The organism is Alteromonas sp. 4NS20-0143 (assembly GCF_057542855.1).
Genome location: NZ_BAAJLR010000002.1, coordinates 520998 through 545523, shown reverse-complemented (window position 1 = coordinate 545523; position 24526 = coordinate 520998). Strand labels below are relative to the sequence as shown.

The following is a 24526-nucleotide window of genomic DNA, read 5'->3' as shown; positions in this document are numbered from 1 at the left end:
ACTCCTATTAAGTTTCTTGACTCGCTACAGCCAAAAGCAGCACTATTAGGGCTGTTTTTGATTGGCTCAGGGCTGTTGTCGATTGGCTCAAGGCTGTTTGCGATTAGCTCATGGCTGCAAACAATCGCTTGGGTTAATTGACTACGCTTTTTTTAAACTTTACTTCCTTATTGCTTGTCTATTAGATGTCTCATCTCTTTTTTTACAGGATAAACGCTCCGTTATGAACATGCATTCCCGTTCTGCTTCTTTACTAGCTCTATTGTTTACTGCCACCTTGTCATTGAGTGGTTGTGATATGGGGAGCTTTGGCAGCAGAGAAGCTGGTGAAATACCGTTTAAACTAGTGGGCGTTGAAACTGATGCCTGTCCCGTCATTGTGCGCGCCGGAAACGACAGATGGAATATCGACTACTTTGGGTTCTATTTGAGTAAGCCAGAGGTGCGGGTTGACGGGAAATGGCAGCGAGTGAAGTTTAAGCAAACACAATGGCAAACGCCGTCTACCGCGCTTTTAAAATTTCATACCATGTGCAGCAATCCAAGCGATGCGAACAATAAGATTGTATTAGACGTTTCCGAAGAGCTATTAAAGTTGTCAACCAACTTGCGTTTCACTATGGGGCTGCCTTTAGAGCAAAATCACGCCGACATTAATAAACAGACCTCGCCGATAAATGATAAGTCTATGTTTGCTAACCAGTTAGACGGGCATATGTTTTTGCGGTTAGACGTATCAAAAGCCGGTGACCCGTCATCGACATGGTCTTATCATTTGGGTAATGCAGGGTGTGAGGATACAGGTATTGATGAGGTGAAAGTTGAGGCGTGTGCATTCACTAACCGTGTTGAGTTTATACTTCCCATGACACAGCTAGATACCGACCTAGACATTGATATTTCAGTGTCTAATATATTTGCTCAGTTAGATATAAACGAGGTAGACGACTGCAAGTTTGCGTCATCTGAAATTGCGCCGTGCAAGAAGCTGATCAACAACTTGGTATACCGCCCATGGATAAAATGGCACTAAATTAGCGCGATAAACATAGAAAAGAGGCAGTAGTTGCAGCGAAAGTAGGCAAAATGCGACAAAAAGTCGTATTTATTTGCCTGTTTTATTCGTTTTATGTTTATACTTTAGTCAAAGCAAGAGCTTACTGCTTATGTGCTACGCATGTGATTAGTGGTAAACTTATAATAATTTTAACATTGCATTGCCTTATACAGCAGGTGCGCTGTCGCGGAGATAAAAATGACAGAAAGAGCCTTTATTACAAGTGGCCGTAACACCATTATTCATAAAATTCGAAAGCTAGACTTACTGGTCATTAATGGAGACGAGCATCCGCCGATTATTGTTACCTATAAAGGTATTAAGCAGTACGAAGGCAAAGTGCCAGAGAACAAGCGCGATGCCAAAATGATGGATATGGAGCTTGTGGACGTGACGATGAGCGACGTGTTTGGCGATGAGAAAACATTGGTGTTCATCCAAACCCTTAACGGAAAAGAGTACAAAATAGACTACTCGAAAGTTGGCACCAGCATGTTTATTAAAATTCACCAAGACAGCTTCTTCTAGGCCGATAGTGAGTTTTTAGCAAGTATTGATTTTAAAAGTAAGGGCTAGTTTATCTAGCCCTTACTTGTTTCTGACGCCTCACTTTGCAGCATTCATCATTAACTAACGCGTGGTGATCATTTATTAGTAAGACCTTTGTCGCGCTTTTCAGCATGCTAGTATGAGAATACACTTGCTAATCAATATCAAAGAGACGAAAGGCGAAAATGCTTCAGCTTAAAAATACGTTCATTGGCGCTTTTGCTATTTTACTCGCCTATTACGGCGGGGTATTTCTTTCAGCTTCCCTCGGTCTGCCCATTCCCGGCCCGTTACTAGGGTTGGTATTATTGCTCTCTTTGCTTTTCGCCTTTCCAAACATTGAAACACACACCACATTAGTGGCGCAGCCTTTACTCAAGCACATGTCTGTACTTTTTGTTCCCGCCGTATTGGGAGTCGGTATGTATTGGAGCGATATTGAAGCTAATGCGATGGCGCTGGCTGTAGCGATTGGGGGCACCACAGCATTAAGCTTGGGGTTAACGGCGTGGGTAGCGAATAAACTAATGAAAAAGAAGTCGATGTAGCGCAATGATAGATGCGATCCTCAATACCTTTACCGTAAGTGGCCTTATATGGTTACCCGTTACCCTGTGTTGTTACGTCATTAGCGTAAAAGTGAACCTGTTTTTTAACGGCCATCCCGCATCACACCCATTGGTAATTACGGTATCGCTGGTGGGGCTCGCGCTTTTATTCAGTAATATGAGTGTGCCTCAGTATCAACAATCGGTATCGCTGTTGCACTGGTTATTAGGGCCGGTAACCGTTGCTTTAGCGCTGCCTATTTTTAAGCAGTGGCAAAAGTTAAGGCATTACGGCTGGCGACTATTTGCCAGTATTGCGGTAGGCGGTGTGTTGGCGCCCTTGTTAGCGTGGTTTACATTGTATGCGCTGGGTTCGCCCGTTGCGCTTCAGCTCACCATGTTAGCTAAATCAATAACTACGCCGCTGGCCATGGAAGCCACAGCTCAAATTGGCGGCATACCAGCACTGGCGGCTGTTTTTGTTATCACCACGGGTATTGTGGGAGCGGTGGTCTCCAACTCGGTCTTTTTGTTGTGCCGCGTAACAAGCCCAGAAGCTCAGGGCATCGCTCTAGGTACAGTGGCCCATGCAGTAGGCACGGCCAAAGCTATTCACATGGGCGAGGAGGTAACCGCAATGGCAACGCTTGGGCTTTGCATTAACGGCTTATTTACCGCTTTTATTCTCCCCCTTATGTTCAGCATAGTGTTATAAAGCCCCAACAGCATTAATTTGGTGCTATCGTTGGCAATATTCCCCAAAAGTGCTATTTCTTAGTGATGTATTTCATATCATTATACGCTTATGCAAAAGCGCGTTTCAGTTTGCTGTTATTCTGCCGATACGGTTACATTAGTTAGTAATTGATAACGTCGGTGAAAACTGGTTTCTTAAATTAGGTGGTATAAAAGCTTAATGTTTTCCGTACTCGTTTGTGATGACTCATTAGTTGCACGAAAGCAAGTGGCTAAGTGCCTTCCCCAAGATTGGGACGTTGCTGTGCACTTTGCTAAAAATGGCCAAGAGGGGCTTGCGTCCCTTACCGCCGGTAAAGGCGATTTGCTTCTACTCGACCTAAATATGCCCGTACTTGATGGGTACGGCACCTTAGAAGCGATTCAAAAGCAGGGGCTTAAAACTAAGGTTATTGTGGTGTCTGGTGATATTCAGCCTGAAGCCCGTGACCGAGTAATCTCGCTTGGTGCGTTAGATTTTATTCGCAAGCCCGTCGACCCTCAGGCGCTTGCCGAGGTATTAGATAAACATAATATCCTGCATGCTGAAGAGGAAGAGGTGCATGAGGTTACTCCTCTTGACCCCGATATTCGCGATTGCTACCAAGAGATTACTAATATAGCCATGGGCCAAGCGGGCGACCACCTAGCCAGAACCATGAACGTATTTGTTGAATTACCCATTCCCAACGTCAATCTCATTGAAGTGTCTGAACTTCATATGATGCTGTCAGATATAGAAAGTCATGAAGAAGTCACCGCGGTTTGCCAAGGCTTTTTAGGCCCAGGTATCAGCGGCGAAGCGCTGTGTATTTTAAGTGATTCGAGCTTCGACGACGTGGCCAAAATATTAAATGTAGAAGGTGAGGTAGACGACCAGCTTCAATTAGAACTATTGATGGACGCTGCCAGTATTTTAATTGGCACCTGTCTCAGCGGGCTGGCAAATCAGATGGATGTTAATTTCAGCCAAGGGCATCCCATTGTACTTGGTCAACACCGCGCGATTACCGAAATCATCAGTATGAACCAAATTAAGTGGAAGCGAACGCTTGCCATTGAATTAAGCTATGGCCTTGAGGGCTACAACGTTCAATGCGATCTCATTTTGCTGTTCACTGAGGAATCGATGAAAATGATGAATTCAAAACTCGCCCATTTGCTGGAGGACTTTTAATGAATCAGAATCTCGACGATTTATTAGAATTCCATTGGATGATGGATATGCTGCAAACCGTTGATGTGGGTATTGTGGTGTTAGATAAAAGCTTTTCTGTGCAGGTGTGGAACGGTTTTATGGAAAGCCACAGCGGAATGCTGCCTAGCGAAGTAAGAGACAAATCGTTATTTGAGCTATTTCCTGCCATCAAAAAAGACTGGTTTATGAAAAAAGCCAAGCCAGTGTTTGAATTGAAAACCCGTGCATTTATGACATGGGAGCAACGCCCCTATTTGTTTAAGTTTCCCAACTATCGGCCGATTACAGGTAGTGAGCCATATATGTATCAAAACATCACGCTTTCACCGTTGACTTCGGCAACGGGTAAAGTGGATTACATCAGTATGATGATTTATGACATGACTGATGTGGCAGTAGGGAAAAAGCAATTAGAATCGTTGCAGGTATCGGTGTCAGAGGCGCAGGAGTCGAAAAGAATACTCTAGCGTTAACGCAACTGCATCACCTCATTCCTTACTCCCCTCAGTAATTTAAAACATACTGTTTTTTAAAAGCACGGCAAATAGGTTGTCGTGCTATTGGAGCTTTTATGCAAGTAACGCCTTTTATTCATTCTCCTCGCTTTTTTACTGCCGCGACACGATTTTTTGTTGTGTGTTGTGGTGTCTTTATTTTAGGTGCATGCGGCGGAGGTGGCTCCGATTCCAACAGCAGTCCAGGCAACAGTGCTCTGGCGGTAAATGCAGGGCCAGACGCCACCGTTACAGAAGGGGTTACTTATACATTAAGCGGCAGCGTAACTGGTGGAGACGGTACCTATACCTATAATTGGACTGCGTCGCCGACCCTTAATATTACCCATGACGATACATCCACGTCCTCAGCGAGCTTTATCGCTCCTTCGGTAAATGAAAGCACCAGCTATACCATTACGTTGGCGGTAAATGACGCTAGCGGTAATTCAACCAGCGATGCCACTATCATCACAGTTGCGCCTATTAACATCGACCCTGTGGCAGATATTTCTGTTCCGCAGTGGAGTGGTTTGCCAGCCAATAATTTTCCAGGCGGTGTGAATATTGTATTAGACGGTTCTGGCAGCAGTGATGCTGATGCGCCAGCAAATACAAACGCTATAGCCAGCTATACGTGGTCGCAAACTAGCGGAACCAATGTCATCACGGGTGTGGAAACCAATTTATCTACGTTGAGTATCACTACGCCTATTGCAAACGCTCCACAGACCCTCGAATTCCAGCTAGAAGTGGTTGATAGCGAAGGGGCGAACGACACCGCTTCAGTGAGTTTGTCTATTCAGTCTGAGGCCGAAACGTTACCAGAAGCTAACGCCGGCTTTTCGCAAGGCGTATTTAGTGGTGAAGTTATTGTGTTGAATGGACAAGCGAGTACCAGTATTCCGGCGGCAGAGCCGCTTCAATACTCGTGGGAGCGCAGCAGTATTGCGACCTCTTCTTTGTCTGGCGCGACTGGCTCTGACTTAAACAATAGCGACCCAGCGAGCACATCGGTAAGTATAAAAGCTGTTGACGATAGTGATGCGCTATCTACCTTCGCCATTGCCCCTGCGGTATCGTCTGCCACAGTAGTGACGTATACGCTTACAGTAACCGATGCCAATAGCAACAGTGTTGAAGATTCTATTTCGGTACGTATTCAACCCATGCCCACTGCGTTAGTCAACGACACTGGTTTTTTACAACAAGCCACCAATAATGCGCTAACCCAAGTACAGCAAAACGACTTTCCTGGCCAAGACGGTCAGCGCGGCTCTGATATTATTGAGCAAAACGGGTTAATAGAAAAAGCAGGCAGAGGAAAAGCCGGTTTTGATTTTACCCGCTTAAACGCAAACGGCGATGAGCAAGACGCTGATGCCCAAACATGGTCTTGCGTTCGCGACAACGTAACCGGCTTGGTATGGGAAGTAAAAACCGATGACGGTTCGGTGCGCGACGTAAACTTTACCTACTCTTGGTATAGCGAAGAAGTTAACGGCGGTTTTGAAGGCGACCAAGTGGGCATGGCCGCAACATGCCTGCTCACAAACTGTAATACTACGGCTTATGTTGCCGAGGTTAACTCACAAGGTTTGTGCGGCTTTTTCGATTGGCGTATGCCCACACACAAAGAGCTCTTTTCGCTTATGCATCTTGGCGACGTTAGCGGGGTAGCGATAGATGAAGACTATTTTCCTAATACGGGGGCTCCATCGAGCACGCCTCTTTGGTATTGGTCGTCAGTGCCAAGCGCAGACGGTGTAAACAGTGATGATGCACAAAATTCATGGGCGTTAGATTTTGACTCGGGTGTTGATAATTTTCTCAATAAGTCCACGGCAGCGAAAGTACGTTTAGTGAGAGCAGGGAGATAATGTGATGAAACTACCTATAAAAAACACCTTTATGACAAAAGCTGCTGCAGCCATAAACAGCACATTAAACGCCAAGATGGCTGGTGCATGTCTGTTAGCGGCGCTATGCATTACTCCCAGCGTGGCGCTAGCGCAAGAGTGTTTGTCAGATGGCCTGGAAACCACCCCTAATGACAACTTTACTGCGGTAACAACCAGTACATTGCTTGATGTTACCACCGACCTTGTATGGCGACGTTGCTCAGAAGGGCAAACGTGGAACGGCTCAACTTGCGAAGGTGAAGCGATAAAGTACACGTGGCAAGAGGCGCTGCAACTAGCCCATCAAGCAAGCGACGAAGATTTGCTTGGCTGGCGTTTACCTAATGTGAAAGAGCTTGCTTCGATTACCGAGCGAGACTGCGTTAGACCCGCTGTGAATAGCTCGCTTTTCCCGGCCACCCCCCCTGATGATTTTTGGACTTCTACACCATCTGCTGACGATCCTGATAGAGCTTGGGTGGTTGCCTTTTTTAATGCAAGCCACTCGATTAAAGAAAAAGACCGATTTATTTATGTTCGCTTAGTAAGAACATTTACCACCGACAATTAGACATCTGCATTTAGCAAAAACAGATAAAGTTATCGATGGAAAAGCACATAATGATTTATGTGCTTTCTTTTTATCCAATCTAGTTCAAGTTCAACCTGATTTTTAGCACGTTAAACTCAACACGGCTTTTTATTTTGTCGTAAGCTAGCCACAATAGCGTTATGAAATATTTCCCTCGTTTCAAACCTATTTCGATACTGCTTTGCTTGCTAGCAGGGCTGCCTTTTTCTACGCAGGCTGAATATACCTGTAACATCGATTTTGCCTACGGCATTGCGGTTAATAGCGACCAATTGCGAGTGATGGATAAAACCCGCACAGTAGTACAAATTAACGAACAGTCTCAGCTTTTTATTAACGGCAGGTGGCAAACGCTTAATGAAGAGCAGCGTGCTTGGCTTAGTGAATATTCAAATGGTCTGCATTATGTAGTGCCGAAAATGATAGTGCTGGCCACCGAAGGAGTAGATTTGGCTATAGATACTATCGAGCATGTTTACTTGGGCTTGGTAGGTAGCGATCACGACAGCTACGAGCGCTTGAATACCGCAATGAAGCGGGTACAAGGCAGAGTGAAGGATAAGTTTCGCCATGCCAGTAATCACTATTTTATTGGCCCTGGGTCCCTAGAAAGCGTCGATGAGTTTGTAGACAGTGAAATTGAGGCGCAGCTTGAAGAAGCGATCTCTACCTCAGTAGGCGGTATTCTCTCAGCCATCAGCGGTATTAACACCGACAGCAGCGAAGTGAATGAAGAGAAAGTCGCGGCGATTACAAGACAGCTTAATACGGTCGGTGAAGGTTTAGACGTTGGCGACAAGGCCACGACGCTGCGTAAAAAAGCAGAATGGTTTTGTGAAAAGCTTAAGCGTTTAGACATTGCCGAGGAAAACTTAAGAGCCAGTCTTCCAGCGTTTGAACCCTACAACATTATTACTTCGCAAACAGCACAAACGGCTAACGAGTAAGCCCGGCGCTGCTGCTTTGCAAACAAACTGCCGCGTTACACAGCTCCGCCTTTAACACTGCCGCTTTTGACACTACAATGTATAACCTGTTTCAGGCTCATTTGGATGTTATTACACAAAGCAGGAAAGCAGCGTATTTAAGTAGCGTCGGCCCTTAGCTGTCACCTGCCAGTGATGCGGTGTAATGTCTAGCAGTCCTTTTTGCGCAGCATCATCTAGCGCAGATTTCACCTCATCGCTTATTGAAACCCCTGTTAGCGCACTATAGTCGTCGATAGGGCAGGGCTCTAAAAGACGGAATCTATTCATAAAAAACTCAAATGGAATATCGTCTTCTTCTACCAGTGTGGTGGTATCGATATAAGGGCGACTCATTTCCATATAGCCTCTAGGGTGTTTCACCTTGACTAGCCTTTTTATCGTCCCGCTTTCTATATCCGTTATTTTGCCATGAGCCCCGCAGCCAATACCTAAGTAGTCACCAAAACGCCAATAGTTTACATTGTGGCGACACTGGTGGCCTTCTTTTGCATAGGCTGAAATTTCATATTGCTGGTAACCCGCTGCTTCTAACACTCGGTGCCCTTGTTCTTGTATTTCCCACAGTATGTCGTCATCGGGTAAGTCGGGAGGGCGAGAGTAAAAAGGCGTGTTTGGCTCGATGGTCAGCTGATACCAAGATAGGTGATAAGGATTAAGGGCGATGCCTTTATCTAAGTCTGACATAGCATTGTCGACGCTTTGCTGGGGCAATCCGTGCATTAGGTCGAGATTGAACGTAGGCAGTCCAGCGCTGTGCGCTTGCTTTACTGCATTGATAGCTTGGTCATCGTTATGAATACGGCCAAGCACCGCTAAATGCTGCGGTTGGAAGCTTTGAATTCCCACAGAAATACGGTTTACGCCAGCTTGATAAAACCCTAAAAACTTGCCAGCTTCCACGGTGCCAGGGTTGGCCTCCATGGTAATTTCCGCATCAGGTGCTAAATTTACCCGGGCTTTTATGCCAGCGATAATATCTGCCATTGCGTCTGCAGAAAATAAGCTTGGTGTGCCGCCACCAATAAACACGGTATCTACTTGCCTATCGCCAATAGACTTGGCGTCTTCTGCAAGGTCATCGAGTAGATGAGCCACGTATTCTTTTTCTGGCAAAGCCGACTTTAATCCATGTGAATTAAAGTCGCAGTAAGGGCACTTTTGTACGCACCAAGGAATATGCACATACAAACTAAGAGGTGGATTACGCAAAAGCAGATCTCATATTATCAAGTAAAATGGCCAGCGCTTTACCGCGATGACTAACACGATTTTTTTCGCCGCTTTCTAGCTCTGCCGCTGTGCAGCCGTGGGAAGGTAGATTAAAAATGGGGTCGTATCCAAAACCACCGTCGCCTTGGCGAGCTTTAAGAATTTCGCCTTGCCATTTGCCTTGGCTGACAAGCGGTACTGGATCATCAGCGTGACGCATAAATACTAGTGTGCAGAAAAAGTGGGCTTTGCGTTTTGCTTCGCCATCAAGGGCAGCCAAGAGCTTATCGATATTGTCACCGTCGCTGGCGTTTTCACCAGCATAGCGAGCCGAGTAAATGCCTGGAGCACCGCCTAATGCATCAACTACCAACCCAGAGTCGTCTGCGATAGCGGGCAAACCCGTTACCTGAGCTGCATGGCGCGCTTTAATAATGGCATTTTCTACAAAGGTGGTACCTGTTTCTGGTACGTCTTCAACGCCCAGTTCTTTTTGTGCAACTACGTCTACGCCGTATTCAGCAAAAAGAGAGGTGAATTCACGTACCTTGCCTTGATTACCCGAGGCTAAAACAATTTTTTGGGGAAATGTCATATCATTACTCTGAGTTGAATAGGTTTGCCACAGTCAGTGGACCAAGTGAACTGAGTCAACAGCGGGCACTAAGGGGCACTTTTTCATTGTACAATCTGACAGCTAGCTTTGTTTCTAGCCATAGCCATTAAATTTAATGATTAAACTTAATGGCTCAATTTAATTGCACAAATTAGATGCCCTTGTCAGATACCCTTTTTAGATACCCTAGCAGTGCTTAACAACCTCTGACTTACTTGGCTTTTTTGCCAGCTGACTTTGCTTTTGAACTCGCCCTTGCTTTCGCTTTGTTCTTCGGCCTTGTCTTTTTCTTTGTTGCTACCTTTTTCTTTTTGGCAGTAATTTTGGGCGTTTTGTTTTTAGGTCTAAGCTCGGCGATAACTCGCCCTTTAATAGGCTCTTCCATATAACGGGCAGCTTTTGCAACCATGGCAAAGTCGTGGGCTTCTACCAGTGAAATAGCAGTACCTTTTGCGCCAGCGCGGCCGGTTCTTCCTATTCTATGCACGTAAATATCGGCTTTGCGTGGCATATCAAAATTAATCACATGGCTTACATCGGGTACGTCTATTCCACGTGCCGCAACGTCGGTGGCAAGTAAAATAGGCACTTCACCGCTTTTAAAACGCGCTAATGCGGCGTTTCGTTTGTCTTGCGGCATTTCGCCCTGAAGCCAGCAAACATTGATTCCTTTAGACGCAAGCACGTCTTTAAGCATCTGCAAACGCTCTCGTGTTTTTACAAACACAACTGCAGTAGTCACTTGCTCTTTAAGAATGTGAATAAGCAGCGCTTGTTTATGAGCGAAGTCATCGGCAAGGTGATACCACTGGTGTATTTTATTTTTTTCTTTGCGCGATGGATTTGCTTCAACAACTTCAGGGTTAATTAAGATGTCTTTCGCAAAGTTTCTTACCCCAGCGCCTTCTAACGTTGCTGAGAAAAGCAGGTTCTGTTTGCGCCAGCGAGCTTCAGTGGCTATTTGATTTACCACGGTAGAAAAGCCCATATCGAGCATGCGGTCAGCTTCATCAAGAATTAAGCATTCAATATCACGGCAGTCAGCCGTTTCTTTTTCGATATGCTCTAAAAGGCGTCCCGGTGTGGCTACAAGAATATCTAAGTTTTGGCTTAGTGTTTCTTTGTCGGTGCCATAGTTAATACCGCCAGTAATAACACCACAGATTAGTTGCGTATGCTTGGTAAAACTTTTAGCTTGCTCGTATACCTGAAGGGCAAGTTCACGAGTGGGCGTTAGAATTAATATACGCGTAGCGCCGGGTTGCTTACGCGGGTAATCCAGCAAAAATTGACACGCAGGCAGCAAGAATGCCGCTGTCTTTCCGGTACCGGTGGGTGCAGACGCTAAAATGTCTCGTCCGTCCATGGCAAGTGGAATAACCAATTCTTGAATATTAGTTGGGGTTTCATAACCCATATCGGCCACGGCGTGACAGAGAGTTTCGTCTAATTCGAGTTCTTCGAAAGTCATAGTATAAAAACGCTTAAAATGAATGGGGTGTATTGTAGCATTGATGCGTCGAAACACAGAAAAAAACTGTACAGGAAATGAGATTATCTCTGCATTCCCTTTCGTTCTCGTTTACGCGTTTTGCATCAATTGCAATGGTAAAGTTGCTAGCGCTAAATTAAAACCGCGATTTTGTTTTAACCGTATAGACTCAACTACAGATAAAAATGCAATTACAAACGCAAAGCAGGCTAGGTCAACACACCTAAGCGTTTGAAAATAGATAAACAAAAGAGCATCTCAAAATAGGTAAAATGCTGTTATGAAAAAAATATTTACGTTGGCAATATCATGTGCCGTACTTTTTTATGGTCCTTTAGCAATGGCTGCGAAAACGAAACAAGCCATACTGGCAGGTGGCTGCTTTTGGTGTATGGAAAAAGACTTTGAAACATTGGAAGGGGTAACTGACGTTATTTCAGGTTTCACTGGGGGAAAACTTAAAAATCCAACGTATAGTGGCAATCATCAAGGTCATTACGAAGCCGTGTTGATCACTTACGACGCTAGCGTGTTGAGTTATCAAGATATTTTGGACCATTACTGGGTAAACATCGACCCATTTGATGACAAAGGCCAGTTCTGTGATAAAGGACCTAGCTACCGCAGTGCCATTTTTGTGAAAAACGAGAGTGAGCGCATGCTGGCAGAAAAATCTAAGCAGGCGGTTATTAGCCAGTTTCCAAATCAGCAGGTGGTTACACCTATTCTCAACGCCTCAACCTTTTACCCCATCAAAGGCAATGAAAGCTATCATCAGGACTACTACAAAAAAAGCCCAATCCGTTATGCAACGTATCGCTGGGGTTGTGGCCGCGACGCTCGCTTAGAAGAAATTTGGGGTGATGCTGTCACGCACTAAGTACTTCAACGCCTTTGGTTACACTTGTTAACAATTGTGTGCTCACTATATGCTGACGCTTTTGCGACAATGCAAAAATACTAAACTGTGTGTAGCCAGTTACTTTATCTCACGGAATTTTAAGGCGGCTCATCACACCGTCTATTGGCAATAAAAAGGAAAATCTATGTCAAAAATAAAAGCGTTATGTATTTCAACTGCATTTATTGGTGCAGCTGGAGCCGCGTTGCACGTAAATGCCAAAGAAGGCATGTTCACGCCAGAGCAATTACCATCAATAGCTAGCGAGCTAAAGCAAACTGGGCTGGCCATTCCTGCTGAAAGTATTAACGACTTAACGGCATTCCCCATGGGCGCCATTGTGTCGCTTGGTGGCTGTTCAGCGTCTTTTGTGTCGGATAAAGGCTTGGCGGTTACTAATCATCATTGTGCAAGAGGGTCTGTGCAATACAACAGCACGCCTGAAAACAACTATTTAGAAGATGGTTTTCTTGCCAAGCAAATGAATGAAGAGCTGCCTGCTGCACCTGGCACCCGTATGTTTGTTACCGTTGGGTTTGAAGACGTAACAGATAAAGTAACTGGTGGTATAAAAGAGTCGGTAGAAGGGCGTGCGCGCTTCGATGCTATCGAAGCTAACCGTAAAGCATTGATCACCGAATGTGAGTCACAACCGGGTTTCCGCTGCTCAGTGCCGTCATTTTTCCAAGGCCTTGAATACAAGCTTATTAAACAAATGGAAATACGCGATGTTCGCATTGCGTATGCACCTGCAGATTCCATTGGGAAATATGGCGGTGATATCGATAACTGGATGTGGCCTCGTCACACGGGCGACTTTTCGTTCTATCGTGCTTACGTGGGTAAAGACGGTAAGCCAGCCGATTTTAGTGAAGAGAACGTACCATTTAAGCCAGAACATTTCTTAAAAGTGTCTGCCGCAGGGCTTAGCGACGGCGACTTTGTTATGGCAGCGGGATACCCCGGCTCAACAAATCGCTATGCGCGTTTGTCCCGTGTGTCTTACACATTCGATTGGTTGTACCCCACCTATTTAGATTTAGTAGGCGAGTGGATTGATACTATCGAAAAAGCGTCAGAAGAAGGAAGCGACGCGCGTATTAAATACGAAGCGACTCTTGCCGGTTTAAACAACTTCCATAAGAACACATTAGGCCAGCTATCTGGCGCCAAACGAGTAGGATTAGTACCACGTCGTGCTGAGCGCGAAGCACAGCTGTCGGCTTGGCTTGATAAAAATGACAAAAGCGAACTTAAGCAGGCGCTAGCTGAACTAGACGCGGTAAGCGAACAGCAGATGCAAATGAATAAGCAAAACTTTTGGTACAACAACTTGAATCGCGCTCAGTTACTGTCGTCTGCGCAGACGTTATATCGCAATGCTATTGAGAGTGAAAAGCCAGATGCTGAGCGTGAATCTGGATTTCAAGAACGGGATCAAATTCGTTTAAAAGAAGGAATGGAGCGAATAGAGCGTCGTTTCGATCCGGTTGTTGATCAAGCCGTTTGGCAAAAAATGATCAGCATGTATCTAGAGCAACCTGAAGAAAATCGCGTTGCTGCATTTGACGAAGCGGTTGGTATTGACGGCTCTACAGACAGCCAAACACTGCAGAAAACATTGAAGGCGTTTTACGAGAATACCTCATTAACTGACTCTGAAACTCGACTGTCATGGCTCACTGCCAGCCGTGAAGACTTTGAAAAAAGTGATGACCCATTCATTAAATTGGCCGTTGCCCTTTTCGATACTGAAATGAGTATTGAAGATCAAAGCAAAACCTTAAGCGGCAAAGCCACAGCGCTTCGCCCTAAATACATGAAGGCAATTATTGAATGGCAGAAGTCGATGGGAAGTTTGGCTTATCCAGATGCTAACAGCACATTGCGTGTGACTTACGGTAACGTAATGGGCGGTTCGCCTAAAGATGGCCTTATCTACGAGCCTTTCACCCGTCTTGAAGGGATTACTGAGAAAGACACAGGCGAAACGCCGTTTAATTCACCTAAAAAACAGCTTTCACTCATCAATGAGTCGAAGTATGGCACGTATAAATTGGATGATATAAACAGCGTTCCAGTTAACTTTTTAACCGACTTAGATTCTACAGGCGGTAACTCAGGGTCTGCTACTTTAAATTCGAAAGCCGAATTAATTGGTTTATTGTTTGATGGAACCTTTGAGAGTGTTAACTCAGATTGGGACTTCGACCCTAAAACTACTCGCACTATCCACGTCGATACCCGCTATATGCTGTGGGTAATGGAGTATGTAGATGGGGCAAACAACTTAATTGAAGAAATGACAGTTGTTAGGTAAGAAGATTAAGTAAAAGGACGTTAGATAAAAAACTGAAAGACAAAAGCCAGCCTGATTAAAGGCTGGCTTTTTAGTATTTGAAAATTGTTATTTAGAAGCGATATTCAACACCAATACTCGCTTGTTTTAAATCGGTTTCAAAATTAGTGTCGTCGATATCGTCAACGGCTTCTTCCGCGTCTAGTTCAGCGTCGTATACTGTGTATTCCGCGTTTACTAGGAAGTTAGCGGTAATGGCGTAACTTAAACCTGCGCCAACGAAAAGGCTTTCATCGTCTGATTCAGTTGAAATGCCACCTAAATTATACTCAGTTTCTGACCACAGTTGACCTGCTTTTGCATAAAGCGAGAAGCGGTCTGTTAGCGGAAGAATACCTTTAATCGCTGCCGTATACCCATCGGTATTCCCGCCAGCTAGGTCGGTGCCGTAGTCACCGAAATCGATGAAGCTACCTTCTAATGCAACGTACTCGTTAAATTTATAACCTAGCAATCCTTGCCATACATCTTTGTCGTCATCAAAGTCGTCTTCACCTTCTACACGAAGGTATCCGTAGTTACCACCTACATAAAAACCACTGTCGTCAGCGGTGATATCGTTTGATTGCGCATGGGCACCAAATGATGTTAGCGATGAAAGTGCTGCGATTCCTGCAAGTGTTGTAAGTGTTTTTTTCATAATGACATCCTCTTTTCAATTTATAACTTTCCATTAGCTTCCCTTAGGGAAGTTCAACGTGAAGCTGTAATTGTTCACGGTTGATGTGATTAGCTATTCAATTGGTATGCCAGCGTAAATTTCACAGAAAAGAGGGAAAAACCGTGAAAGAGTTTCACAGTTTACAAAGGATTTTGACCGGAGTTGTACAGCTTTTAATCGTCGATTAAAAGCTGTACGGCAGAACTTTCTTGCGGTTTGAAAAGAATACATAAGCTTTGCTGTATGTAATGACTTACTTAGTACTGCTGCCTTGGGCTGACTCAATAGCATGGCCTATGGCCTGCAGCTTTTCTTTATCTAAAGCTTCTTTTATTGCTGCGCCTTTGTGCCCATTGGCAATAATGTCTTTAACATTAACCTGATTCGCTGCGGCTAAGGCCTTATTAATTAATCCGTGCGTGGCTGACCAGTTTGCTCTTCTTGCCTCTGCCGCCGGACCGATGGCAAAAAGTAATCGCTCAAAGCGCTCAGGTCGTCGCCACGCGTCCGCTGCGTTGAAAACAGTGATCAGGGCATCAGAGGTTATGCTGGTTTCAGTAAAGCTCGCTCTATGGCTTTTCGCAGGGCCAATACTATTACCTAGCAATAAGGTTTTAAATTTACAGGCCAGCACAGCAATCTCACTTACTTGGTTTGGCACCCTTAGGCGTTTACACAGCGCCGCTGCTTGTTGCTCATCTAACAATATGCAAAGTGAAGTAAATCGTGTAATTAATATTTGGGTATCATCCTGTTCTTTTTTATCAGCGCTGACGTTTTCATCAGCCTTACTATCGATACTATCGTCGCTGCTGCTGTCGCCATCGCTGCTACTGCCATTGCTGCTAGTGGCGGCTACTGATTTAATTAGTAACACTATTGCTTCGTCGATGAAGTCAGTGAGCTCCATAAACCAGCTTGGCAACGCTTTGCTTTTTGCTAACGTTGAAAAATACACTTCGGGAGATTGCTCTAAAAGGCTGCGCTTAGTCTCTTGCCATACGCGCTCTGCACTTAGTGCTTTTAATTCACCACTTTCTGCCATCGATGTCATAAGGGCGATGGTGTCTTCGGCAATGTAAAAACCTAAGTAGGCATACCTAGCCGCAAAGCGGGCCGCGCGAAACACCCGCAATGGATCTTCGCTAAATGCTTGAGAAACATGGCGCAAGCACCTTTTTTCTAAATCAGCTTTTCCGTTATAAGGATCGATAATATTGCCCGAATCATCTTGCGCCATGGCGTTAACGGTAAGGTCGCGACGTCGTAAATCTTCTTCAAGAGTCACTTCAGATGATGCATCGCAAATAAAGCCCGTGTAACCAGCCCCAGATTTTCTTTCTGTGCGAGCTAGGGCATATTCTTCATTAGTGCGAGGGTGAAGGAATACGGGGAAGTCTTTTCCTACTTGTGTAAAGCCCTTTGCGAGCATGTCGTTAGGGGTTGCTCCTACTACCACGTAATCGCGTTCGGTAACGGGCCTTCCTAACAACGTGTCTCTAACGGCACCGCCAACCAAGTAAACTTGCATGTATTCTCGCTCTTCAAAAAGTAAGGGTAATAATGATGAGTATACCAATGTTAAAATTAAATTTGTTACTGCGTGCTATGGCGCTTTTACTTACCGTCATGCTCTGGTAGTTTAATCATCGTTTTTACGATGAATTAGCGAAAACCATGTACTTGAATTACTTCGGGTTAAACGACAACCCGTTCTCCATAGCGCCAAACCCCGACTATCTTTACATGAGCCCACGACACAAAGAGGCTCTAGCACACTTAACCTTCGGCTTAAGGGAAAGCGGAGGTTTTGTAATGCTAACTGGGGAGGTTGGAACAGGCAAAACAACGGTTTCGCGAAAATTACTTCAACAGCTACCGGATAACACTCAGGTAGCGATGATTTTAAACCCCACGTTATCAGCCTTAGAGCTCTTGGCCACAGTGTGTGACGAGTTAGGGCTTTCATATTCATCTGATAAAGCCAGTCTTAAATATTTCACTGATCTCATTTTGTCTAAACTCGCCGAAAATCATCAATCGGGTATGAATACCGTATTGATGGTTGACGAAGCGCAGCATTTATTGCCTGAGGTATTAGAGCAGTTGCGCTTATTAACTAATTTAGAAACTAACCGAGAAAAGCTGCTTAAAGTGGTGTTAATTGGTCAGCCTGAGCTACAGCAATTGCTTAAACGCAATGAACTTCGACAGCTTGCACAACGCATAACGGCTCGTTATCACCTGCTGCCGCTAACCGCCCCAGAGGTGAGTTCTTACATTGCTCACCGACTTAGCGTGGCAGATGGCGATATCAGTATTTTCAGCAAGGGTACCTTGCGTGCAGTACACCAAATAACGGGGGGAATTCCTCGGGTTATTAATTTGCTATGTGATAGGGCGTTAACCCTCTCATTTACTAAGCAACATGCGGTGGTGAAAAAGCCCATTTTTCTCGCAGCGGCAGAACAGATTTTGGGTGAAGATGTAGTAAGCCAAAGAGTGCAGGGCCAAAACCGGTGGTACTTGGCGGGTACGTTTGTACTAGCGTTAGTGTGTGGGTATGCCATTGGGAGTTTGTATGTCTAGTATTGTTGCTATCGAAAATTTGCAGCCAGGCATGGTGATCGTTCAAATTACCAAGCAAAACGGGCCAGTTAAAATACGCAAATCCGGATTAGTATCGAGCGATGCTATGGTGCAAGGCCTTTCAGAAATGGGAGTGCAAGAGCTTGAAATTGACCCTGAACAAACGGTTGAAGTTGCACCTCCAACTCCCACTTCAACTCACCATCGCACGCAAACGCAGGCATTATTGCGGGGCCAGCACGATACGTCGGCGCGCTTCGATAAATCGCTGAATGACCAATTCAATCGCAGTTTATTTTTGCCTACTGTTGAAGGCCTTCCGTCGTCGTTTTCACTTTATGCAAAGCAAGCTTTTGTTTTTGCTGTTGTGATTATGGGGGGACTGGCACTAGGCTTTACCGCCGCGACTAAGAATAATTGGTGGCCGGCGTTAGCCTCATCAATTTCTACCGACACCTCAACATCAGCAGGCAATATTGATACGGCAGCAAATACGCCTTCGAATACCAGTACAAATGCAGCGCCGAATGAAAGCGGCATTGGCGGTGAGCAAGCTTTATCTACTAATACAGGGAATAATTCAACGCCAGTGCAACAGACATCACAACAGCCAGGTCAGCAGTCAGCGCAACAACAATACGGTGGTAATACGCAAGATAATGCGCAGAATGTGATGAACAACAACGCATCGCAGCCGTCGAATAATCAAATGGCGTCAGATGGCTTTGACAATAAAGCTCGCAATTCAGGGCCAGGCACTAATTTTGAGGGCGCTAATTCTGGAAGCGCTAATTCTGAAATTGGCAGAGCTGGCAATCAGGAAAGCACGGGGCAGGAAAGCACGGGGCAGGGTAGCACAGGGCAAAATATTACGGGTGAGCAGGGCTCTACCGACGAGTACGAAGGGAAAGTGCTTAACGAGGCAAATAACGCTAACAATATTGAGGTTTCTCCAGAGCTAATGGCGCGATTTAATGCTGCCGTTGAAGCACTTGATGACAAATCACCGGGTTCAGCGAGAGAGCCTGAGACAAAGGTAACGGTACGTGACGATACACTGCGGGTAGACCAATTACCGGTAAGGTTATTAACTCGGCTGCCTACAATGAATTTCAGTGCCCATATGTACGCGTCTCAACCGCGAGATAGGTGGGTTAGGGTAAATGGTCGTCAGCTTTCAGAAGGCGACTGGATTGCCGACAAAGTCCAAATTGTAAACATTGAGGCTCAGCGGGTGGTGCTAGCCTTTGAAGATGAAATATTTACCATGGCAGCGCTTACTGACTGGTAGCGTGTAAGATGAACCAAGCCCCGGTTGTCGGTAATCGGCTGTCGATTAGTGTGGGGCTTGATGAACAAACACTTCCTTGAAAAACTTCGGCAGGTTTATTCTGAATTCTTCCGGACGAACGCCCGATACCACTTCATCGTTATAATGACTAAGGTCAATTTTTTTAATTTCATTAAAGTGGTTCGATGTCACGCTGTAAAACGTCATCACATGAGGGCTTACTGGATCTTTAGGATTAATTTTACTAACAATGCCTAACTTGCCGCTTTTTAATTTAACCAAAGAGCCTACTGGGTGTACGCCAATACATTGGATGAACTGGGTAACTAAGGTTTGATCTAGGCCAGATGATTCTGATAAGCGTTTGAGCGCTTGCATAGGCGTGAGACTTGGCTGTGACGGGTGATGAGATGTTAACTCGTCATAGGTATCAACAATGGCGGCTATTCGAGCAAACTCTGATATTTCGTCGTTACAAAGCCCGTCGGGATAACCACTGCCGTCTACTCTCTCTTGATGTTGTTCAATAACCTGCAAAGATAAATCGGGAATATCTCCGCATTGCTCTACTAGGGTAGCACCAATTTCTACGTGGGTTTTCAAAACCGCGAGATCGTCTTCAGATAGGGCTGCAGTAGGCCTTCGAATGTCAGCAGGTATTGACGACATGCCCGTATCCATAAGCAATGCCCCAAGACTTGCTTGCTCAATACTGTCTCTGTCGTATCCTAAGAATTTGCAAAATATTCCGGTTAACACTGAGCAGTTTATCGAGTGTTCTAGCAGGTAGTTGTCAGTATCTTTAATGAGGGTGAGGCAACTTAAGGCGTCTTCGTTATCAAATACACTTTCGATGAGACTGTGCGATAGCGACGTCATAGGAGATAAGTCAGTCACGGCTTCTTGATTTAACGCCTTTACAAACTTACTTTGAATAGACAGTGCATTTTCGTATAAGTCGTTAGCTTTGTTGATAGAGGCATTGTCTAGGGGGTTTGACTTATGAGCTTTTGACTCAGAAGCTGAGTGCTCCTTGGTCGGCGCTTGCTCTTCATGTGCCGTGCCTTTATGGGCCGAGCTATCATTTACCAGAGCATCAACTTGTGTTTCTTCATTGCGTTGATGTTTTGACTTAGCAATATCAACTTCGAGAAGTAAGATGCCTTTCTTCTTCAATGTATCCACAATGCTTTGAGATTTAACAATGCCCTGGGAGCGCATATGAAGCGTACCAGATTGCTCTAGAACCTGTGTAACGTACATTCCTGGTTTAAGCTCATTAATAGGCACCTGTTCTAGCATTTCATTGTCCGTTTACTGCATTGTTTTAGGCTCGTTAAATTAGCATAGGGTTATGTGTGATGATATGCCAATAATGAGGAATATTATTTTTAATAACCGTAAAAGTCGACTTCTTGTACTTACAGTGGTTTTCATTGAAAAATGAAACCAAACGTAACGTTTAAATATATGCCCAAACCCGTGACCAAGCCCTTGCATAACCACTGTCATTCTCCATGCATTCGATCTTTTACACGTAAAGTAGCGTAGTAAACCTGCACAATTAATAAATAATTAACTCTTGTAATAGCGCTTTTCATATCTAGCGAAGTACTTTTTATATCTAGATCGCTATTCACAGCATAGGGTCTGATTGTCTATATCAGTGCTCTAGTATAAGGATGTCCTATGAAAGATGAACAGCAAACTACGCCCGGGCTTTTGCTGGCGTTAACACCTGTTGTGTTAACGCTGATAATCTTGGGAACACAGATTTTCTACTTTGGCGTTTTCGAGCCTCATATCCCCCTAGCGATAGGTTTAGCCCTTGCAAGTTTTGTAGGTGTTTACCTTGGACTGTCGTGGGAAGATATTCGCGCCGGTATTTTTAAAGTTATCCATGTTGCGCTGCCATCGGTAAGCGTGCTCATAACGGTGGGCATGATCATCGGTATTTGGATTGCCAGCGGCACAGTTCCCACCATTATCTATTACGGCTTAAAAACCTTATCGCCAGAGATATTTCTCGCCGCTGGCATGGTCATTTGCGCCGTGGTGTCAGTGTCTTTAGGCACTAGTTGGGGAAGTGTCGGAACCGTTGGTTTGGCCCTGATGGGCATAGGCGAGGGGTTTGACATTCCCATGTATTGGACGGCAGGCGCTGTTGTTTCTGGCGCATTTTTCGGTGATAAAGTATCGCCCCTTTCTGACACGACGAACCTAGCACCAGCGGTGACAGGCACCGACGTCTTTTCACACATACAAAACATGATGGCCACAACTATACCGGCCATGGTTATTGCGCTGTTAATCTATATTGGCGTTGGTTTTTTTGTTATCGATACGCAAAGTGTGTCGTTTGAAAAAATTGAAGGCATTACTACCGCTTTAGAAGATAACTTCTACATATCTGCATGGGCGTTATTGCCTGCTTTAGTCGTGATGGTATTGGCATTGAAGAAATTCCCACCTTTGCCTTCGCTGTTTGCAGGCGTAGTTGTTGGCGGCGCGTTTGCAATGGTTACACAAGGGCAGTCTCTTCAGGCCGTGTTTGACTATGCAAATAACGGTTACTCCATTCAAACTAATATTAGCGAAATAGATACATTGCTTAATCGCGGCGGAATTCAATCGATGATGTGGACCATTTCGCTAGTACTTATTGCCCTAGGTTTTGGTGGCGCGCTTGAGACTACAGGCTGTTTGAGAAGCATTATCAACGCTATCAAAAGTAAAGCAAAAACATTCGCAGGTACTCAAGTTGCAGCCGTAGGAACTGCGTTTGCAACGAATCTTGTTGCCGGTGACCCGTACTTATCTGTTGCCCTACCTGGACGTATGTATTCTCCCGTTTATCGCGGCATGGGGTATTCAACGCTTAATCTTTCCCGAGGTATAGAAGAGGGCGGTACGCTAATGTCTCCACTCATTCCGTGGAATGCCGGAGGCGCTTTTGTTATCTCTGCATTAGGACTTGGCATCTCCGGTGATAACTTGCAAAACCTACTCTACATACCTCTTGCTTTCGCATGTTGGACAGCGCCATTAATAGGAATATTTTATGCCTATACCGGTATGTTTTCACCGAAGGCATCGGATAAAGAGCGTGAAGAGTGGGAGTCATCAGGTGCTGATATTGCCAAGTTCAATGATGACGGAACGCCAGTGACCGAGTGATTGTTCTTTGCTGTTTAAAGTATTTAGGTAAAATAAAAAAGCGAGGGTTGTCACCAACCCTCGCTTTTTTTTCGCTTTATTTCGAACTTTACAATTGGGGCCTTGATTCAGCGCCGTTATACTAGCGCCTTTACATTAGCACTCCCTTCGCAGCCTAAAGCCAGCTAGGCTGTTTGTCTTCAAACGCGCTGATAGCACTATCAAGCTCAAGAGTTTGACCTATTGCATCAAGGCCTTTTATCAGGTTAGTTTTGTGATGAGGTGCAATATCAAAACTAAACGATGTGTCGTTAAAGCTCACTGTCTGCGCCGGCAAATCCACAGTAATAGCGACCGTAGGATCTGCTTTTACAGCATCAAATAAAGCGTCCATTTGTTCGCTACCTAACGCAACAGGAACGAGTTGGTTGTTAATACAGTTGCCATAAAAGATATCAGCAAAGCTGGTGGCAATAACGGTTTTAAAACCAAAATCGGCCAGTGCCCAAGGTGCGTGCTCTCGACTTGAACCACAACCAAAGTTTTCTCGAGCCAACAATACGCTAGCGCCTTTATGCTCTGGCTTGTTCAGTGAGAAATCTGGGTTAGGCTCTTGCTCTTTTAAATCCAAATAGCGCCAATCGTGAAAAAGGTGCTTGCCGTAGCCGATACGGGTGACACCCGTGAGAAACTGCTTAGGAATAATTTGGTCTGTATCCACATTGGCTTGGTCTAACGGTGCTGCAATGCCCGTGTGGTGTGTAAAACCTTGCTCTGACATGTATTACTCCTGATAGTCTCTAACATCGGCGAAGTGGCCGTTAATAGCTGCTGCTGCAGCCATAGCGGGGCTCACTAAATGGGTGCGTGCACCACGGCCTTGGCGTCCTTCAAAGTTTCTGTTGCTCGTTGATGCACAGCGATCGCCAGAAACCAGTTTATCGTCGTTCATACCCAAACACATTGAACAGCCTGGTAAGCGCCACTCAAAGCCGGCTTGCTCGAAGATTTTATCTAAACCTTCAGCTTCAGCTTGGCGTTTTACTGCCCCAGAACCCGGCACCACAATAGCGGTGACCGATGATGATACTTTGCCTTTTTTGGCAACGTGAGCCGCGGCACGTAAATCTTCTATACGACCATTGGTACACGAACCAATGAAAACGTGATTGACTGCTACATCAGCAAGTTTTTCACCCGCCTTCAAGCCCATATAGCTAAGTGCTTTTTTCGCGCTTTCTATTTCAATTGGGTCGCTAAAGTCTTCGGGAGCCGGCACTGGAGTATTTACTCCAATAACTTGGCCAGGGTTGGTTCCCCACGTGACTTGCGGTGCTATGTCGGCCGCTTCAAGTTCGACAACGGTGTCAAAGCTTGCACCGTCTTCGGTGTATAAGGTTTTCCAATAGGCAACCGCGTCATCCCAAGACTGCCCTTTGGGTGCGTACTCGCGGTCTTTTAAATACGCGAAGGTAACGTCGTCTGGTGCTACAAGCCCAGCTTTTGCCCCCGCTTCAATACTCATGTTACACACAGTCATTCGCTCTTCCATGGTAAGCCCACGAATGGCCTCGCCCGCATACTCAATCACATGACCTGTTGCACCAGCGTGTCCAATTTTGCCAATGATGGCTAAAATAATATCTTTCGCTGTAATTCCCACAGGAAGTTTGCCATTCACATTAATAAGCATGCTTTTTGCGCGGCTTTGCTTCAGAGTTTGTGTGGCTAAAACATGCTCAACTTGAGAAGTACCTATTCCAAATGCAAGTGCACCGAATGCGCCATGGGTTGCAGTGTGAGAGTCGCCGCACACTACGGTCATGCCAGGCTGTATAAGCCCTAATTCTGGCCCCATTACATGCACGATGCCTTGCTTTTGATGGCCTACAGGGTAGAGCTGAATACCGTGATCTTCACAGTTTTTGGCTAGGGTATGCAGCTGTAGTGCGTTATCTGGGCCGCATGCATCAATGGCTAACGAGCGCGTTGATATGCTGTGATCCATGGTTCCCACAGTTTTATCTGGGCGACGCACTTTACGGCCTTTTTCGTTAAGGCCAGCGAAGGCTTGCGGAGATGTCACTTCGTGAATTAAGTGGCGGTCGATATAAATAAGGCTATCTTCGCCTAGCTGGTCGACAATATGCGCTTGCCATACTTTGTCATATAAGGTCTTGGCCATGTGG

At 45.3% G+C, this 24526-nt stretch carries 22 protein-coding genes; 14 read left to right on the top strand and 8 right to left on the bottom strand.

What is annotated here, in order from left to right:
- Window positions 1-223: 223 nt before the first annotated feature.
- The 9 genes from AC27HD_RS06110 to AC27HD_RS06070 all read left to right on the top strand — a co-directional run bounded on the left by AC27HD_RS06110 (window position 224) and on the right by AC27HD_RS06070 (window position 8021).
- Entirely contained in the window at window positions 224-1033 is an 810-nt protein-coding gene (locus AC27HD_RS06110) for an MbnP family protein (RefSeq protein WP_032096412.1), read from the top strand.
- Between the two features lie 222 nt (window positions 1034-1255).
- Window positions 1256-1585, top strand: a complete 330-nt coding sequence (locus AC27HD_RS06105; RefSeq protein WP_032096413.1) for a hypothetical protein — start codon at window positions 1256-1258, stop codon at window positions 1583-1585.
- Between the two features lie 206 nt (window positions 1586-1791).
- Window positions 1792-2154, top strand: a complete 363-nt coding sequence (locus AC27HD_RS06100) for a CidA/LrgA family protein (RefSeq protein ID WP_032096796.1) — start codon at window positions 1792-1794, stop codon at window positions 2152-2154.
- 4 nt (window positions 2155-2158) lie between these two features.
- Window positions 2159-2869 (top strand): LrgB family protein, encoded by a 711-nt coding sequence (locus AC27HD_RS06095; protein ID WP_032096414.1) that lies wholly within the window; start codon window positions 2159-2161, stop codon window positions 2867-2869.
- 201 nt (window positions 2870-3070) lie between these two features.
- Entirely contained in the window at window positions 3071-4066 is a 996-nt protein-coding gene (locus tag AC27HD_RS06090; RefSeq protein WP_032096415.1) for a response regulator, read from the top strand.
- A complete protein-coding gene (locus AC27HD_RS06085; protein WP_032096416.1) occupies window positions 4066-4554 on the top strand; it encodes a PAS domain-containing protein in 489 nt (162 codons plus the stop codon). Before AC27HD_RS06090 ends, AC27HD_RS06085 begins: the two co-directional genes overlap by 1 nt.
- Before the next feature lie 104 nt (window positions 4555-4658).
- Window positions 4659-6461, top strand: a complete 1803-nt coding sequence (locus tag AC27HD_RS06080; RefSeq protein WP_487104462.1) for an Lcl C-terminal domain-containing protein — start codon at window positions 4659-4661, stop codon at window positions 6459-6461.
- A 76-nt stretch (window positions 6462-6537) separates the two neighbouring features.
- The gene (locus AC27HD_RS06075) at window positions 6538-7053 is read left to right on the top strand and encodes an Lcl C-terminal domain-containing protein (RefSeq protein ID WP_487104705.1); all 516 of its coding nucleotides are present in this window, start codon (window positions 6538-6540) and stop codon (window positions 7051-7053) included.
- A gap of 161 nt (window positions 7054-7214) precedes the next feature.
- On the top strand, window positions 7215-8021 hold the full coding sequence (locus AC27HD_RS06070; RefSeq protein WP_052010211.1) for a YggN family protein: 807 nt from the start codon (window positions 7215-7217) through the stop codon (window positions 8019-8021).
- Between the two features lie 111 nt (window positions 8022-8132).
- Here AC27HD_RS06070 and hemW read toward each other — a convergent pair whose 3' ends face one another.
- The 3 genes from hemW to srmB all read right to left on the bottom strand — a co-directional run bounded on the left by hemW (window position 8133) and on the right by srmB (window position 11359).
- Complete coding sequence (gene hemW / locus AC27HD_RS06065; protein ID WP_487104460.1) at window positions 8133-9272, bottom strand: radical SAM family heme chaperone HemW; 1140 nt, start codon at window positions 9270-9272, stop codon at window positions 8133-8135.
- Complete coding sequence (rdgB, locus tag AC27HD_RS06060) at window positions 9265-9867, bottom strand: RdgB/HAM1 family non-canonical purine NTP pyrophosphatase (protein ID WP_032096418.1); 603 nt, start codon at window positions 9865-9867, stop codon at window positions 9265-9267. The genes hemW and rdgB overlap by 8 nt, the downstream gene beginning before the upstream one ends.
- Window positions 9868-10099: 232 nt before the next feature.
- Complete coding sequence (srmB, locus tag AC27HD_RS06055) at window positions 10100-11359, bottom strand: ATP-dependent RNA helicase SrmB (RefSeq protein ID WP_032096419.1); 1260 nt, start codon at window positions 11357-11359, stop codon at window positions 10100-10102.
- A gap of 301 nt (window positions 11360-11660) precedes the next feature.
- On the opposite strand from srmB, the gene msrA reads away from it, so the two are divergent.
- Window positions 11661-12260 carry a peptide-methionine (S)-S-oxide reductase MsrA gene (msrA, locus tag AC27HD_RS06050; RefSeq protein ID WP_487104457.1) on the top strand — a complete coding sequence of 200 codons (600 nt, stop codon included), beginning with the start codon at window positions 11661-11663 and terminating at the stop codon, window positions 12258-12260.
- A 166-nt stretch (window positions 12261-12426) separates the two neighbouring features.
- Window positions 12427-14601, top strand: coding sequence for a S46 family peptidase (locus tag AC27HD_RS06045; RefSeq protein WP_487104455.1), 2175 nt, complete (start codon window positions 12427-12429; stop codon window positions 14599-14601).
- Between the two features lie 91 nt (window positions 14602-14692).
- Here AC27HD_RS06045 and AC27HD_RS06040 read toward each other — a convergent pair whose 3' ends face one another.
- Complete coding sequence (locus AC27HD_RS06040; protein WP_487104453.1) at window positions 14693-15280, bottom strand: porin family protein; 588 nt, start codon at window positions 15278-15280, stop codon at window positions 14693-14695.
- A 274-nt stretch (window positions 15281-15554) separates the two neighbouring features.
- On the bottom strand, window positions 15555-16832 hold the full coding sequence (locus AC27HD_RS06035) for a tRNA nucleotidyltransferase/poly(A) polymerase-related protein (RefSeq protein ID WP_487104451.1): 1278 nt from the start codon (window positions 16830-16832) through the stop codon (window positions 15555-15557).
- 146 nt (window positions 16833-16978) lie between these two features.
- Between AC27HD_RS06035 and AC27HD_RS06030 the strand changes: the two genes are divergently transcribed.
- The gene (locus tag AC27HD_RS06030) at window positions 16979-17890 is read left to right on the top strand and encodes an ExeA family protein (protein ID WP_032096424.1); all 912 of its coding nucleotides are present in this window, start codon (window positions 16979-16981) and stop codon (window positions 17888-17890) included.
- Window positions 17883-19181, top strand: coding sequence for a general secretion pathway protein GspB (locus tag AC27HD_RS06025; protein ID WP_487104449.1), 1299 nt, complete (start codon window positions 17883-17885; stop codon window positions 19179-19181). The genes AC27HD_RS06030 and AC27HD_RS06025 overlap by 8 nt, the downstream gene beginning before the upstream one ends.
- 45 nt (window positions 19182-19226) lie before the next feature.
- Here AC27HD_RS06025 and AC27HD_RS06020 read toward each other — a convergent pair whose 3' ends face one another.
- Window positions 19227-20483: a cyclic di-GMP phosphodiesterase gene (locus AC27HD_RS06020; RefSeq protein WP_487104447.1), complete on the bottom strand. Its 1257-nt coding sequence runs from the start codon at window positions 20481-20483 to the stop codon at window positions 19227-19229.
- Between the two features lie 387 nt (window positions 20484-20870).
- On the opposite strand from AC27HD_RS06020, the gene nhaC reads away from it, so the two are divergent.
- The gene (nhaC, locus tag AC27HD_RS06015) at window positions 20871-22358 is read left to right on the top strand and encodes a Na+/H+ antiporter NhaC (protein ID WP_032096427.1); all 1488 of its coding nucleotides are present in this window, start codon (window positions 20871-20873) and stop codon (window positions 22356-22358) included.
- 154 nt (window positions 22359-22512) lie between these two features.
- Here the strand turns inward: nhaC and leuD are convergent, their stop codons facing one another.
- Together leuD and leuC are read right to left on the bottom strand one after the other, a co-directional pair.
- Window positions 22513-23118 carry a 3-isopropylmalate dehydratase small subunit gene (leuD, locus tag AC27HD_RS06010; protein WP_032094284.1) on the bottom strand — a complete coding sequence of 202 codons (606 nt, stop codon included), beginning with the start codon at window positions 23116-23118 and terminating at the stop codon, window positions 22513-22515.
- A 3-nt stretch (window positions 23119-23121) separates the two neighbouring features.
- Entirely contained in the window at window positions 23122-24522 is a 1401-nt protein-coding gene (leuC, locus tag AC27HD_RS06005) for a 3-isopropylmalate dehydratase large subunit (protein WP_487104444.1), read from the bottom strand.
- Window positions 24523-24526 lie beyond the last annotated feature (4 nt).